The 15,731-nt window shown below is 54.0% G+C and carries 12 protein-coding genes, 1 tRNA gene and 1 pseudogene; 8 read left to right on the forward strand and 6 right to left on the reverse strand.

Annotated elements, in window-relative coordinates; genetic code table 11:
* Positions 1-12: 12 nt before the first annotated feature.
* From QOL84_RS12285 to QOL84_RS12305, 5 genes are all read right to left on the reverse strand, one after another.
* The gene (locus tag QOL84_RS12285; RefSeq protein ID WP_283437360.1) at positions 13-5,571 is read right to left on the reverse strand and encodes a calcium-binding protein; all 5,559 of its coding nucleotides are present in this window, start codon (positions 5,569-5,571) and stop codon (positions 13-15) included.
* A 2-nt stretch (positions 5,572-5,573) separates the two neighbouring features.
* A complete protein-coding gene (locus QOL84_RS12290; RefSeq protein WP_283437361.1) occupies positions 5,574-6,434 on the reverse strand; it encodes a hypothetical protein in 861 nt (286 codons plus the stop codon).
* 33 nt (positions 6,435-6,467) lie between these two features.
* Positions 6,468-7,682 (reverse strand): glycosyltransferase family 4 protein, encoded by a 1,215-nt coding sequence (locus QOL84_RS12295; RefSeq protein WP_283437362.1) that lies wholly within the window; start codon positions 7,680-7,682, stop codon positions 6,468-6,470.
* Positions 7,683-7,882: 200 nt separating this feature from the next.
* The gene (locus tag QOL84_RS12300) at positions 7,883-8,290 is read right to left on the reverse strand and encodes a hypothetical protein (protein WP_129390381.1); all 408 of its coding nucleotides are present in this window, start codon (positions 8,288-8,290) and stop codon (positions 7,883-7,885) included.
* 180 nt (positions 8,291-8,470) lie between these two features.
* The gene (locus QOL84_RS12305; protein ID WP_283437363.1) at positions 8,471-8,722 is read right to left on the reverse strand and encodes a hypothetical protein; all 252 of its coding nucleotides are present in this window, start codon (positions 8,720-8,722) and stop codon (positions 8,471-8,473) included.
* A 336-nt stretch (positions 8,723-9,058) separates the two neighbouring features.
* Between QOL84_RS12305 and QOL84_RS12310 the strand changes: the two genes are divergently transcribed.
* The 8 genes and pseudogenes from QOL84_RS12310 to QOL84_RS12340 all read left to right on the forward strand — a co-directional run bounded on the left by QOL84_RS12310 (position 9,059) and on the right by QOL84_RS12340 (position 14,370).
* The gene (locus QOL84_RS12310; RefSeq protein WP_283437364.1) at positions 9,059-10,546 is read left to right on the forward strand and encodes a sensor domain-containing diguanylate cyclase; all 1,488 of its coding nucleotides are present in this window, start codon (positions 9,059-9,061) and stop codon (positions 10,544-10,546) included.
* A complete protein-coding gene (locus tag QOL84_RS12315; RefSeq protein ID WP_283437365.1) occupies positions 10,539-10,769 on the forward strand; it encodes a cysteine-rich CWC family protein in 231 nt (76 codons plus the stop codon). The genes QOL84_RS12310 and QOL84_RS12315 overlap by 8 nt, the downstream gene beginning before the upstream one ends.
* Positions 10,770-10,802: 33 nt before the next feature.
* Complete coding sequence (locus tag QOL84_RS12320) at positions 10,803-11,495, forward strand: pseudouridine synthase (protein ID WP_283437366.1); 693 nt, start codon at positions 10,803-10,805, stop codon at positions 11,493-11,495.
* 317 nt (positions 11,496-11,812) lie between these two features.
* Positions 11,813-12,697, forward strand: coding sequence for an alpha/beta fold hydrolase (locus tag QOL84_RS12325; RefSeq protein ID WP_064119706.1), 885 nt, complete (start codon positions 11,813-11,815; stop codon positions 12,695-12,697).
* Positions 12,698-12,856: 159 nt separating this feature from the next.
* Positions 12,857-12,930, forward strand: a tRNA-Gly gene (locus tag QOL84_RS12330).
* Positions 12,931-13,080: 150 nt separating this feature from the next.
* Positions 13,081-13,164: pseudogene (locus tag QOL84_RS29505) on the forward strand (type II toxin-antitoxin system HicA family toxin); the annotation flags it as partial.
* Positions 13,165-13,200: 36 nt separating this feature from the next.
* Positions 13,201-13,608, forward strand: a complete 408-nt coding sequence (locus QOL84_RS12335) for a type II toxin-antitoxin system HicB family antitoxin (RefSeq protein ID WP_283437367.1) — start codon at positions 13,201-13,203, stop codon at positions 13,606-13,608.
* A gap of 33 nt (positions 13,609-13,641) precedes the next feature.
* Complete coding sequence (locus QOL84_RS12340; RefSeq protein ID WP_283437368.1) at positions 13,642-14,370, forward strand: class I SAM-dependent methyltransferase; 729 nt, start codon at positions 13,642-13,644, stop codon at positions 14,368-14,370.
* A gap of 235 nt (positions 14,371-14,605) precedes the next feature.
* On the opposite strand, the gene tam is transcribed toward QOL84_RS12340, so the two are convergent.
* Positions 14,606-15,376: a trans-aconitate 2-methyltransferase gene (gene tam, locus QOL84_RS12345; protein ID WP_283437369.1), complete on the reverse strand. Its 771-nt coding sequence runs from the start codon at positions 15,374-15,376 to the stop codon at positions 14,606-14,608.
* Positions 15,377-15,731 lie beyond the last annotated feature (355 nt).

Here is a 15,731-nt window from a genome sequence, read left to right on the forward strand (position 1 = left end):
TCTCGATTGTGGCTAGACGTTCAAGTCGTAAAATTTCACTATTTCCGCCAGTGCCTGCAACGCCTCTTCGTCATTTCTTGTCAAGATATCCTCGACGTCACGAAGCGGAGGAAGAGGATGTAGCAGGCCAGAAAGCTCGTTCGCGGAATAGTCGCGGACAGACTTCCCGGCTTCGTTGACTCTTATAAAACTGATAGCAGCATCACCACCTGAGAAATGATTGGAAACCCGGATCTTCGGCGACATGCCGTAATCCACAACGACGACAAGGTCGTCGTTTTCACGGTGAAATTTAAGGTTATCAATAGACAATCCAGAGGTGGAGAAGTCGACTCCATCAGTACCGCCCCCGGCATTCATCACGACATCTCGTCCGAGTCCGTCATATCTGTAAAGGTCGTTACCAGCGCCACCGGACAGCGTGTCGTTTCCTGCACCCCCCATCAGAATGTCATCGCCAACATTGCCTGTTAACAGATCATCACCTCGTAAGCCTCGAATCTCTCCTGACCCGCTTAGCGTGTCATTGCCATGACCTCCAACCAGCGGGAGAGCTTGTCCTTCACGAATGGATTTGAAGTGCGTTGAGCTATTAACGATTACACCTTGATGGTAAGTATCTGGCACCGCACTTAACTGGCTCGACTCTAAAAGTTGCTTCAAACTGACGCTCGTTCCATCAGCAAACTTTATAATCTCAATACCCGAACCGGCCAGATCACCAGCATGAGGCAACACAATCCGAACCTGTTGTGATCCTCCCCATCTGATATCGAGCGTCGAATACAGCATCTTTGCCCGAAGTGGACGGCGATAGGCATCGCGATGCGGATCAGGTGCCAACTCAACATTGACTGCTTCAATCAGAGCCGCCCCCCAACTTAACTGCAGTTGATCACGCATAGCCTCATCAGGAAGGATGACAGTGTCTTGGTCGAGCACTCCGTATTCGTCACTCCATCCGGTAACGCCCACTTCAGGCCGGAGAAAAACAGGGTTCAATACGTCCGCAATAACGGTCGTTGCGCCAGCATGCGATTGCACGATGTACGTATCGGCACCGTCCTCACCGTAAAGCCAATCTTCCCCTGCACCAGCGATCAGGTAATCCGCGCCTTCAGAGCCAAGCAACGTATCGTTACCTGCCCCGGCAGATAGCAGGGCGCCCAGTGTTCTGCCCCCCACTGCGCCATAATCGAGCGGCGAACCGGCGTAGGCGACGATTACATCATCCCCTGCACCTCCCAGGAAAAGGTTTCCGACTTCGACATTTACTCGCCCGCCAGCATCGCTGCCCTGCACGATTTTATGTTTGATGGTTTCAGTCGTGACGTTCCAGCGAAACTCTTTACGAACAGTCTCGCCAACGCCAAAGCTTCCCGCCGGATAGATGAACCATCCCTCAATAGCGCCTGAGTCTTTTCTGTCCTCGACTATTACGTCTCCAGTCTTGAACGAAAACCCACTGCCCGTTCCAGAACGATAGTAGTAAGGTTTCTGAACCGATGATGAAATTGCTCCCTCGGCCTTAACATTTTTGTATTCGACTTGGGAGGTGGATTCAGACTGCCGTTCACTGATCACAGCATCGTCAGCGGCAGAACCCATCCATTGCGGTGTAGCAGACAATGCTCCATTTTCGACGCTTTCGATGAGCAGATCAGTATGGGTGGTAAAGCCCGTATCATTAGTGACTATCTGATTACGAACCCAGATACCCTTTTCATTCAAAATAAAACCCTTTGCGCGCCTGCTCGTCGAACGTTTTTCTTTTAATTCCGCAAGAAACTGACTTGTCCAATCGGCGCCATTACCTGAGGCGGAACCGGCGTTTTCATCCAGAACATTACCGTCTGAAGGAGCCTGAAAGTCACCCGTACTGCTGACTTCAGTTATGTCTTTATGTTCTTCGATCATTACCGGATTCGTCACCGGCGGATCGACCACTTCTATCGGACGCTGTATTTTCTTCATGACGTCTTGATAGCTGAGAGTCACGCCATCGCTAAAGCTGAAAGTCGAACCCTGCCAGTTTTCGTGGCGTCGGAGCAGAACCGCATCACCCTTTCCGTTGGACAGCCGCAACACCCGTCCTGCATTGATCTCAATGATGTCCACTTGCAAGTTTTCTGCAGAGAATCCTGCTCCAAACCTGATGACATTCTTGCCACCGGGATCGTTAATAACATCAAGTCCATCACCGATGCCAAAGCAGTAAATATCATCGCCATCCTCGCTTTCGAGCAAGTCGTTACCGGTCCCCCCCTCTAAAACGTTATTACCTGAATCGCCGCGAAGATAGTCCATTCCCTCCCCGCCAATTAATGTGTCGTTTCCACCGCCACCTTGCAGCGTGTCATTGCCTGAACCTCCATCCATATAATCCGGACCATGATCCGCTTCGGCTTTTTGTTCGTAATCCCCCACCAAAACGTCATCATCCGCGCCTCCATAAAGTGTGTCGGCGCCCAAACCGCCCAAAAGCGTATCGTTTCCTGCATCACCTTGAAGGTAATCATTGTTGACTCCACCTGATTGCAATTCAGCGGCGTCACCATCCAGCGCATCTGCCCCCGACCCACCGATGAGTGTGTCCGAGCCGCCCGCCCCTCTGAGGGTGTCATCCCCCTCACCGCCATCAAGAAAGTCATCACCGTGATAACGAACGGGATGGTTGGGGTAATCACCGGTCAGGTCATCTTTACCGGTGCCCCCCAACAGCGAATCATCAGCGCCGCCGCCACAGAGAGTGTCGTCTCCCGCGCCACCGTCCAGCAAATCACGTCCGAAAAAAATGGCGGCGTTGCCGGCAACTCCGTCCAATCCAACATCGTCACCCTTCAGGTCATCGTTGCCGGGACCGCCATACAACACATCGTTACCACCATTGCCGGCAAGCCGATCATCGCCCATGCCGCCATCCAGTAAATCGTCGCCATGGTGCTTGCTCTGGAGTCCAACACTGCTGTCGAGATCGTCGCCAGACAATGTGTCGTTGCCGTGCCCGCCCAATAGCGTGTCATTCCCTCCCTCACCCCACAAAAGATCATCTTCAGTTCCACCGTCCAGTAGATCTTCGCCCCAGCCACCATTGAGTACGTCCCGGCCACCTTGACCATAAAGAACATCGTTATCGCCCTCCGATGTAGCATTCGGAGAGGCTTTGGAAAAGACGGTAGTGTGATAACTGATGCTGCCTACAAGTCTTTCAACCTGCTTGAAACTCCAATTCTGTTCGACCATCCCGGTCGAATTATCACCGTATAAAACATCGTCTCCTGCTCCGCCGACCAACGTGTCCCGATTGTTTCCACCGAGCAATACGTCTCGGGAAGCCGTGCCGATCAACAGATCGTCTCCCTCCCCTCCGTCCAGCCAATCGCCACGACTTGCCTTGCCTTTGGCTGAACCATCGGCCAAGGCTTTCTCGAGCGTTGTTTGTTTATCTCCGAACAGGCGATCGTCGCCAGCTTTGCCAAATAGCCGATCAGAACCGCCAAGACCGAGAATGACGTCGTCTTTTGCAGAACCGTAGAGCACGTCGGCTTTGTTCCTTTGTTTTACTTTGGGCAATACCAAGACGTTGCCCAACTCATCGTAAGAGACTTGTTCACCGGGCGTAGCAGGATCGGTGTCTTTGGCTTTCCAGTCGCCTTGCAAGATGAGATCAGGGGAGGAGACTGTTTGCCCTTGATAGTCAGGCAGACGAATACCGAACATTCCCGGCTGGAAGTTCTTGATGACGATCAGATCGCCAGGTCCGTATTTGATGTTCAACGTACTTTCATTGAGTTCTTCGATGAGCGTTACAGCAATCGCTCGATCGTCAGTGAACCAAGTGTTGCTCAGCGGCGTACTGCGCTTTAGCGCCGGGATTGGCAGGCCATTTATCACTATCTGTCCAGCGATTCCGGCTTCGAAAATCTCATCGATTCCATCACCGGTAGAGAACTCGTAGCGATCGTTGCCTTCGCCACCGATAAGGAAGTCGTTGCCCCTCCCACCGACCAATACGTCATCGTCGGCCATTCCATAAAGAGCATCATTACCCTCGCCTCCGGTTAACGAATCACGACCGCGCCCCCCTTCAACGAAGTCATTGCCGGTCAATCCATTGATCGAATCATTACCCGCGCCGCCATACAGGTGATCGGCGTTTGCACCACCTGCGAAAGATCGCCCCCCATCATCACCAAACATGACCAGCGGGTTTGATACCCCCGTCGACATCGGCGCCTGTTTCCCTGAGGCGAGATCCGAGTAGGAAAATTTCCGCAAGGTATTTTCGCCGTACGAGCCATTGGTTCTGGAAATCAATCGGGCCAACATTTGCGCACGATCGGCAATCCATTGCTCTGTAATGACGCCTTCGCCAGTTTGTGGATCGTAAAGCTCCAGTCCCCGTCCCGAGTAACCGTCCGCTCGTTCAATCACTACTTCACTGAGCTGTTTAAGCGAATTGCGCAAAGCTTCGCCGACCGGTGTTGCCTCGGCAGCCAACGTCGCCCACGCAGTAGCACTGCCGTATTCCCCGATTGTCCTGGTAACGATGCTTTGAGACTGAGTCGGTAGAAGGGCCGAAAAAAATGCATAGGCGTTAGTAGCAAAGGTTTCATTGGTGGTGGGCATCGCGGCAGAATTACCGTCGTAGGTACGCCTGAACATGTCGAAAAAGTCATTCAGGCCATATCGCAGAATCAGGTTAACGATGGGAGAAACAGGGGTGTTTTTCACAACATATTGGATGAGCGGGTTGATATTTCCGCTGGCCAGGCCGATGTTGATTTGCTCTGGCAACACTGAAAACAAAGTGCCAACCATATTGACACCGAAGTTCTTTATTACCGACCTCAAACCGGCACTGTAGGAATCCATCGCAAACAGGATATTTTTATAATCATCCAACCTATTAACTTTGGCCAGTTCATGACTGCCTTTGATATCTGAGCCCGGATCACCTGCGGATATCAGCCTCCAGGTTTCATAGGGAGGTTTTCCACCTAACAGGCTAAAGCCGATTGTTCCGGACCAGCCGGCATTTTGACTTGAAGCAGAATCTTCTATCCCAATCTCCTTGCTAAACAACACCTCTCCAATCGCACTAGCATCAATCGCGGCGACTTGATCGATGGAAGGAACGGTCCATGGAGGCAGATCAAATTTAACCGAGCCGTTCATCAGGGAGTTCATAAAGTTGACAGCGACCTGATTGGACGACTCTTGCATCTGAATTTCGCTGAACACTTTATTTAACCTGAGCTCACCTTGCCGCAATGTGTAAGCACGGATCAATGCAGAGTAAGCGCCCCGTCCGCCATTAGCATCAATCGCGACGTCCAGCCAAAGCTTTGCGCTTCTTATTATATCTACCACTTCTTCCTCAAACTCAGCACCACCCCTGAATTTACTTCCAATGATATCGGATAGTGCTTGGTATAAACGCGTGCAGCTCCCCCCCTCCATCTTCTCAGCTTCGTACCTCATATGTTCTGCCCGGAAATTCATTCCGCCGCATGCATTTGCGGCTTTGAAAATTTCCGTTTTTTCTAGATCATTAAAAATATAACTCATCATTACTTCCCTGTAATAATTGAAGCAGAAAGATACTCACTGACAAACCTAAGCGCTTCAGGAGCGCCGCGTAACGAACTGGTACCCAAACTTACACGACCATCCCCTCCGACAAAGTCGAAGCTATGAAGCTCGACTGAACAACGGGTATTCAGCCTTCGAAAATCTAAATTTTCCAATTCCGGCCTGCTAAACGTCAGCAATTCTGTTTGACTCAACCCACTCGCAACAACTTCATCACTAGCAGAATTTAGACCATCACAATATATAAGACGTGGCGTTCCATCACGACGACGCCAATCAGGTATTACAAAAACCTTAATGCTTCCGACATTCTTAAAATGAGGCGGAGGCGCATTGAGCCAAAGTTCCAACCCCGGATAGTTTTTAAGCTTTATAATCAAGTCATCCGGCCAATCCGTATGCCGATAACCCATCGTGTGCGGCTCATTGTGCTCCGTTCTGGTGTAAAGCCTGGCTGCGACTTTAAAGAACCCCCATTCAGGTGACGGCTCTTTCCCAACCTGCTCATGGGCCGTGATCAGTTCGGTTCCCGTCCACCAGAACGCCCCCTCAAGAATGTCCGCAATACAGGAGCCATCGCCTTTCAGCCTGGAACCAAAATGAAAGCCGGGGATTCGAGTCCTGTCCAGATAGCTGCCCCCCAGAATGGGCACCTGCTCCATGCCGGCAAGCTTTTTACTGCACTCGCCTTCTTCCTTGTGGCGAATCGCCCGGGCTTGCGCCGCTTCCTCCCACTTGAGATGAAAATCTACTACCCAATAACAAACGGCGAACAAAACACTGTATTTCACAGCTTTTTTAATTCCGCTGACTGTATCCCTTCGAGACACCCTAAACATTTCAACACCCCCTGTTGAAACAGCAGAAACAGCTCACTTATTACTGCGGACCATCATTAGCTCATCAAAGATATCGAAATATCCTTTCAGCCCATCTATCACACTAAACTTACTCGCAGCAAACTTTGCCGAGTCGCCGATTTCTTGCATATCCCTTTCAGACTTTAAAACCCCGCCCACTTTCCGAGCGATCGCCTTGCAGTCAAAAAAATCCACTAACAACCCATTCACCCCATCAACAATAACCTCCTGCACGGGTGCCGTATCTGACGCAACCACGATACAACCAGAAGCCATAGACTCTAAAAGCGACCACGACAAAACAAAGGGATAAGTCAAATAAACGTGAGCTTTCGAAACCTTCAGGACAGCTCTGTACTTTTGGTACGGCAGTTTCCCGGTAAAATGCACACTGGAAAGATCAAACGTCACCTCCGCCATCATCTTAGTTCGCCAATCTGGATACCCGATTGGCATTCGTCCATAACTGACGCCATCTCCACCGACAATGACTATTTGAGCGTCCGGGCACTCGGCCTGAATATGAGGAATGGCTCTCATAAAAATATGGAATCCGCGATAGGGCTCCAGATTTCTGGCCACGTACGTAACGATTGGCTGACCTGCTTTCAAAACATGCCCACTGGGCAGCGTTACCGAATCAACCGTGGGTGACGAACAATTCTGAACAACACCTTCATGTATCACTCGAATTTTCGATTGGTAGGCTGCCGGAAAAAGGCTGCGCTGCCACCGTGTTGGAGCAATTGCAAGATCACACTGTTCAAGATTCAAAAGATGCATCGAGTTCAAAACCCGTAGCCTTGCGGAGGTTCCTTCCACGCATGGAAACTCTGGATCAAACCCAGCGTCCGCGCCTTGCGCCTGATAATAAAACTCACAAAAGTGAATCAGCGGCACATCGGGATATACGTCTTTGATGAATAGTGTTTCGCCCCATCCAGGATGAGCGAGAATGACATCGGGTCGATAACCCTCCAGCTTTATTTTTTGTAAAATATGGAAAACTCGCTGCCCATCAATTACCGCTTCCTCATACTTGCGCAAAAAAACATGAACATCGCTTTGCCTGGTTTTTGATGAACGATATCGAAACAGCTTTACGCCTTCGATTCCGGGAGCCGTATCTCGCCCAATAGCGATCACCTCGCAACATCGACGAACTGCCTCTAAAGCCACATGACGAAATTGCCCCGGAAAATTTTGATGAACCACAAGAAGTTTCATACCTGAGCAAAGTCCGTTTTATATATCTCCATTGAACTGAGGTTTTTCAACATCAATTGACATATACAAACGCTAACAAATGCTTGGAAATAAAACTGTAGGAGACTTCCTAGAAGTCCCTAGGAGATGGCGTAACACAGGTATTTTTTAGCAGGCACAAAAAAGCGGCGCTCAATGCGCCGCTTTTCGTTTGTGGGTGATTACCAGCGGTTGCCACGTCCGTTGTGGTCGCCACGTCCGCTGTGTCGGTCATAGTTGCCGCGTCCACGGTGGTCGTTGTCCCAACCGCCGCGACGATGGCCGTCCCAGTTGCCGCGGTCATTGCCGTGCCAGCGACGGCTTTCGTAATAACGCGGTGCCGGCTGATAGTAGCGTGGTGCCGGTTGGTAATAACGCGGTTGCTGGTAGTACCGCGGTGCTGGCTGGTAGTAGCGGGGTTGCGCGTAATACGTGCTGCCTCCGCTGTAATAGGTGCCACCTGTGTTGTAGTAAGCCGGTGCGGGGGATGTGTAGACCTCGGAGCTGTAATACGAGTCCGCATACGAGTATGGGACGCAACCGGCAACGGAAAACATCAACGCAGCAAGCAGAAGAATTCGTCTATACATGGCGGCCTCCTGGACCGCGGGTTGGCCACACCAGCGACGCTAGCGGGCGACAGCCATTTAATCGGTGGCTGTCGAATTATCTGACAGCGTTTTCCGAATCTGGTGCGTTCCTGCAACAAGTTGAAACAAGTGATTGATGAAACCTTGTTCATCGGTAAAACGCGGTCATTCAGCTGCTGATTAGTGGTGACCACCGTGATATCCGCCGCCGTGATAACCCCGTCCGTAGCCGCCTCGGTAGCCGTAGCCACCGTAGTAATAGCGGCCGCCGCCGTAGTAACGCGGACCGTAATAACCGCCGTAGTAATAAGGCGAGTAATAGCCGGGAGAGTAGTAGGTGGCGGGGTAAGCGTCGTAAGGGCCGGCGTAGTAGTAACAACCGGACAAACCAAAAACGAGAACGGCACCGAGCAAGATTTTCGGGATACGCATGGCGGCCTCCTGAAAGACCCACGGCCGCAACGGAACAGAGCAGCCGACACACGTTTGACTGGTGCGGAGCAATCAAGTGCCCAGTGCCGCTCGGCTTCAGATCAGCGGTGTTCGCCCCCTCGCAAAACCCTGTGGGAGCGAGCTTGCTCGCAAAGGCGGTGAATCAGCCAAATCATTGTTGAATGACATACCGCATTCGCGAGCAGGCTCGCTCCCACAGGTTCTGATGCAATACCCCCGAATACAGGAGCATCCATTCGCGCCGCACATGGAGCAGTTATTTGCGCGCCGTGCCACTAGAATGCATGCCATCGGGCCACTGCCAACGGAACTGCCATGCCGCATCGATCTGCGCTGTACTCCCAACGTTCGCTGGTATTGACGTTGATCGCCCTGCTCGGCGCCGGTTTCCTCGCCACGTCCCTGCTGAGTTACTACGCCTCCCGCGCATCGATCCGCGACAACATCGTCAACACTGAACTGCCGCTGACCTCCGACACGGTGTACTCGGAAATCCAGAAAGACCTGGTCCGGCCGATCCTGATTTCCTCGATGATGTCCCGCGACACCTTCATGCGCGACTGGGTGGTAAACGGTGAGCAAAACCCCGAACAGATGACCCGCTACCTCAACGAGGTCATGACCCATTACGGCGCCTACACCGCGTTCTTCGTCTCCAACAGCACCCTCACCTACTACCACGCCAAAGGCGTGCTCAAGCAGATCAAAGTGGAAGAACCGCGCGACGCCTGGTACTTCCGCGTCCGCGACATGAAAGACCCCTACGAGATCAACGTCGACCCGGATCTGGCCAACAAGGACAACCTGACCTTCTTCATCAACTACAAGGTCTACGACTACCACGACCGTTTTATCGGCGCGGCCGGTGTCGGTCTGACCGTGGATGCAGTGATCAAGTTGATCGACAAGTATCAACAGCGCTATCAACGCAGCGTGTATTTCGTCGACACCTTTGGCCGGCTGGTGCTGACCGGTGCAGAAGGTGGCCCGCAAGGTGCGCACATCGGCCAGAGCCTCGGCGAACTCGAAAGCATGAAAAGCCTGGTCAGCCAGTTGCCCAAACCGCATACCGGCAGCTACGAATATTCCGCCCACGGTCAGGGGCATTTTCTCAACGTGCGGTTTATTCCGGAATTGAACTGGTACCTGTTCGTGGATAAACGCGAAGACGGCGCCTTGAGCGAAATCCGTCAGTCGCTCTACCTCAACCTGCTGATCTGCCTGTTGGTGACGCTCAGTGTTCTGGCGCTGCTCAACCGCGTGATCAAGCGCTATCAAACCAAAATCCAGACTCAAGCCACCCTCGATAGCCTCACCGAACTGCCCAACCGCCGCGGCTTCGACATTCTCGCCGCGCAGGCCTTGCACGAAGCACAACGCGAGACCAAACCGCTGACGGCGTTGCTGCTCGACCTCGATCACTTCAAGGTGTTGAACGATTCCTACGGGCACATGGCCGGCGATCAAGTGCTGATCGGTTTTGCCCGCGATCTGCAAAGCTGCCTGCGCCACGCCGATATCGTCTGTCGCTGGGGTGGTGAGGAATTTATCGTTTTACTGAAGGACACCGACGGTGACACCGGTCAGAACATTGCCGAAAAGATCCGCGAACACGTCGAACGCCAGGAATATGCCTACAACGGCCACGCACTTAGTCTGACGGTAAGCATCGGCGTCACTACCCTGCAACGCGATGACACCTTGCACAGCCTGCTGTCGCGGGCGGATCATGCGATGTATCGGGCCAAACAATCCGGCCGCAACCGCACCTGCGTGGAAATGCCTCACTCGACTTATGCCTGAATCCGACGTTAAACCCGACCATTGCCCAGCCTGCGGCGCCCGCAACGACTGCAGCCTGGCCGACCCGCGCACCGCCGACCGCGAATGCTGGTGTTACGGCGTGACGATCGACCCGGCCGTGCTCGAAGCGTTGCCGCCAGAGCTGCGCAACCAATCCTGCCTGTGCCCGCGTTGCGCGCAGGTCGAGGCGCAGTTGCAAGCGGCCGAGCGCTCGATCCCGTAAGATGCGCGGCCCTTCTTTCACTGAACTCTGAACATGCGCGTCGACCGTTTCCTCAGCAACCTGCCCCGCTACAACCGTCAGCAGGTTCGCCTGTTGCTGGTGGAAAAGCGCGTGCGGATTGACGGAAAAGTCGTCAGCGATCCGCACAGCGAGGTGCTGGAATTCAGCCGCGTCGAAGTCGATGACGAAGTCCTGCAAAGCGGTAAGCCGGCGCGCTATTTCATGCTGCACAAACCGCCGGGCTGCGTCAGCGCCACCCGCGATCCGCAACACCCGACCGTGCTCGACCTGATTGATGAACCGGACAAGGACGACCTGCACATCGCCGGACGCCTGGACTTCAACACCACCGGTTTGATGCTGATCACCAACGACGGAAGTTGGTCGCGGCGCCTGACCCAGCCGCAGACCAAATTGCCGAAGGTCTACTACGTTGAGACCGAGCAGGAGATTGGCGCGGAATATGCGATCACCTTCGCCGAGGGGATTTACTTTGCGTTTGAGGACCTGACCACGCAACCGGCGCAGCTGGAGCTGCTCGGCCCGTGTTCGGCGCGGTTGAGTATCGTCGAAGGTCGCTACCATCAGGTGAAGCGCATGTTCGGCCACTTCAACAACAAAGTCGTGCGTCTGCACCGCGAATCGATGGGCCCGCTATTGCTCGACAGCGCGCTAAAACCGGGCGAGTACCGCGCTTTGCGCACCGAAGAGATTCATTTGTTCTAAGCCCGCGACCGCTCAGCAGAAGTTGTCGAACAATTTACCAACGGCACTTGCGCGATCCTGCCTCCCCTGCTTGAATCAGGACGTCGGCCAAATTGTGACCGACAAGTCACAACATACTTCCAAGAAACTTTTTGCCGGTCGGAGAGCCACCAGACTCCACCTCCCCCCGGCAGACTGCCCGCCAATAACAACACCCGTCGACCTGCCGTTCCGGATCGACATGGGCTTCAAAACTCCAGGCGTATGCCTACCTGTCACAAAGCTCGTGCAATCTCTATTTGCGCGCATACCCGCTTGCTTGCCAGGAGTCTTATGACATGAGGCCAGAAATCGCTGTGCTGGATATACAGGGTCAGTATCGGGTTTACACGGAGTTCTATCGCGCAGACGCCGCAGAAAAGACCATCATTCTGGTCAACGGCTCGATGGCCACAACTGCGTCGTTTGCACAGACTGTGAAAAACCTGCACCCGCAATTCAACGTGGTTTGCTACGACCAGCCCTACGCGGGTCGATCGAAAGCGCACAATCGCCACGAGAAGCACCTGACCAAGGACGTCGAAGGGCAGATTCTGCTGGAGCTGATCGACCACTTCGCCGCCGAACACGTGTTGTCGTTTTCCTGGGGTGGCGCCGCGACCCTGGTCGCCCTCGCCCATCAGCCACGACGCATAGAGAGAGCGGTGATCAGCTCGTTCTCGCCGGTGATCAACGCGCACATGCTCGATTACCTCGAACGCGGCGTCGATTACCTCGGTCAGCGCGACGGCGACCGGGTCGGCCATCTGGTCAACAACACCATCGGCAAACACCTGCCGTCGCTTTTCAAGCGCTTCAATTATCGCCACGTCAGCAGCCTGGCCGAGCACGAATACGGGCAGATGCATTTCCACATCAGCGATGTGCTGCACAGCGATCGCCAGTGCTACTTGAATGCGGCGAAAAAGATCAACGTACCGGTGCTGTTTTTAAACGGCGAATGGGACGAATACACCGCGGCCGAAGATGCGCGCCTGTTCGGTAACCATGTGGCGCAGAGCACGTTTACCACGCTGCAAGCCACCGGGCATTTTCTCGACATGGAGCACAAGGCCGCGTGCCGCGATAGCCAGAATGCCTTGCTCGGATTTCTCAAACCGGCACAGCAGACCAGCCGAACGCGTTACTCGTTTGTTCAGGATCAACATGCACTGGCCATTTGAAAAAGTGTCGTCGCGAGCGAGGCTGCAAGGTAGGGATTTTGGTTTACCGACCCGCAGGGCTCGCCCGCGATTGACCGGTTTCAGTGATTTAAAGCCTTCATGAGTAAAAGAAAAACTTCAAATCCGTGGCCGAGTCTGGTACAAAGTCAGCCGCTCTGAGCGGGTATAGTTTAATGGTAGAACAGTAGCTTCCCAAGCTTCCGACGAGGGTTCGATTCCCTCTACCCGCTCCACTCGATTTTGTCTCACGTTGGTTTTTTTGACGGGGGATGCAGGAATAGAAAAAACCGGCCTACAGGGCCGGTTTTTTTGTGTCCGGGATTTGAGCGAGACGTGCGCGCAAAGCCCCGAAACACAACAATATTTCAATCGCCTCAAGCCTACCTGGACTGGTTACCCTGCCACATCCGAAAAAGGATTTGCTGAAGAAAACGGCCGTCAGCATTTTGCAGCAGGCGTTGTTGTGAATCACTCAGTTCGTTGCGCCATGGAGGACCGTAAATATGCTCTACCCGATTGCGATTTCAATAGGTGATGACAAACATGCTTGGGGCGTCGAGGTGCCGGACATCCCAGGTTGTTTTTCCGCAGGAGAAGATCTGGACGATGCCGTCGCCATGGCTCGTGAAGCCATTGAGGGTCATTTCGAAATTCTCGCCGAGGACGGCACACCGATCCCACCCGCGAGCAAACTGAGCCTGCATGTAGTCAATCCGAAGTACGCGGGTTGTGCGTGGGCCGTGGTGGATATAGATGTGATCAAATATTTGGGCAAAGCCCAAAAACTCAATATCACATTGCCAGGGCACTTGCTCAATCGTATTGATGAATATGTGTTGCATCACCCTGAAGAGAAAAGCCGTTCCGGGTTTCTTGCCTCAGCAGCCTTGAAGGTTTTGCAGCAAGGCTGAAACAAACCTGCTGTTTATCGAAGAGCCTTCACCATGACGCAAAAGATCTATGACGATCCCGAATTTTTCCAGGGCTATAGCCAGATGAACCGCTCGATCGGCGGCCTCGACGCGGCGCCGGAGTGGCCGGCGCTCAAAGCGTTGTTGCCGTCCATGCACGGTTTGAACGTGGTGGATCTGGGTTGCGGTTATGGCTGGTTCAGCCGTTGGGCCATAGAGAATGGTGCGGACAGCGTGCTGGGGCTGGATGTCTCGGAGAAGATGCTGGAGCGGGCGCGGGCATCTAAGACGGCGGCGAACATTCGTTATGAGCGCGGCGATCTGGAACAGCTCGATCTGCCAGCCTGCAGTTTTGATCTGGCTTACAGCTCACTGGCGCTGCATTACATCAAGGATTTGCCGGGGCTGTTTGCTCACCTCTATACGGCGCTGAAACCGGGTTCGCACTTTGTCTTTTCCATCGAGCATCCGATCTTCATGGCACCGCGTAACCCGGGTTGGTTGATTGATAGCGCAGGCAACAAGCGCTGGCCGCTGGACAGCTACCAGATGGAAGGTGAACGGGTGACCAACTGGCTGGCCGAAGGTGTGATCAAGCAGCATCGTACGATGGGGACGCTGCTTAATTCGCTGATTGCTGCCGGGTTCGCCATTCGCCACGTCAACGAATGGGGACCGAGCGATGCCGAAGTCGCGGCACAACCGGCATTGGCGGAAGAGCGCGAGCGGCCGATGATGCTGCTGGTGGCAGTGCAACGCTGAGCGGGTTTGCACCTTGAGAAGCCCCTCACCCTAACCCTCCCGAAACGTCGGACCGCCCAAAGGGAGAGGGGACTGACCGCAGTGCCAGTACGATCTACGCCGACGTGCGAAATCGAGGCGAACTCAGGTTTTGGAAGCGACACGCATCGGCTCCCTCTCCCTCGGGAGAGGGCTGGGGTGAGGGGGAGTCCGCACCGCACCCAAAATCTCAAGCCGAACAATGGTCCAATTTATTTCAGCGAGTCGCGACGATGAACAATCGTGGGAACGGCAATAGCACCGAACCATCCGCCAATGCGGGATAAGCCTTCGCGACTTCCGCCTGGTACTGCGCCAGATACTGCGCCTTTTCCGTTTCGTCGAGCGGACTCAAAAACGGAATCAAGCCACTGCCCTTGAACCACTCCACCACCCCTGCCGCCCCACCGGCCAACGGGTGATAATAGGTGGTGCGCCACACATCGACCCGCGAACAGTGTGGCCGCAGCATCGAGAAATAATCGCTGGCACTCGCCATGTCGGTACGCTGTCCCGCAGCGCCGGCAAGCTTGCTCGCCCACGGGCCATTCGCGGCCACTTCACGCATCAGACGGTGGGATGACTCGTTGAGATTATCGGGCATCTGGATCGCCAGACTGCCACCCGCCGAAAGCTTGCTCGCCAGCGTCGGTAGCAACGCCGCGTGATCCGGCACCCATTGCAGCACGGCATTGGCGAAGATCACATCAAACGGCCCGGCATCGGCCCACTTATCTATCTCGGCGACATCGAACTGCAACTGCGGCAAGCGCTTGCGCGCCGCAGTAATCATGTCGGGCGAACTGTCCAGACCGCTGACCGTGGCTTCTGGAAAACGCTGCACCAGCAACTCCGTCGAATTACCGGGACCACAACCGATATCGACCACCGATCGCGCATCTGCCGTGGGGATCGCTGCCAGCAGATCGCGGGCCGGACGGGTGCGCTCATCTTCGAAAGCGACGTATTGTTTGGCGGACCAACTCATTGCGTTCTCCTGTCGGGACATTCCAGCGGTTCGTCACGATACAGGTAGCGCAGCGAGCAGTTCCAGAACGACTGAATTGCAAAGGGTGTCAGACCGATGAACGCCTTATTGCCAACAGTTTGTTTTTACGATGCGGGCGACCGTCCGTCGAGTCAGACAAAAGCAATTTTGACAGCTCAACAATCGTACCTATAGTCAACAAGCGGCAATCGGAAGGAACCCGAATCAGTCGATTTCGTGCAAGGAGCACGGCCCATACATTTCTTGTAACCGGTGGGTTCCCCAGTAGTGTGCTCGCAAAAGCCATACGGCAAGCAAGCAGCGTCGAGGCTGGATCACAGCCCGATGTCCACTA

Origin of the sequence: Pseudomonas helmanticensis, assembly GCF_900182985.1 — a bacterium.
Classification (GTDB): domain Bacteria; phylum Pseudomonadota; class Gammaproteobacteria; order Pseudomonadales; family Pseudomonadaceae; genus Aquipseudomonas; species Aquipseudomonas helmanticensis.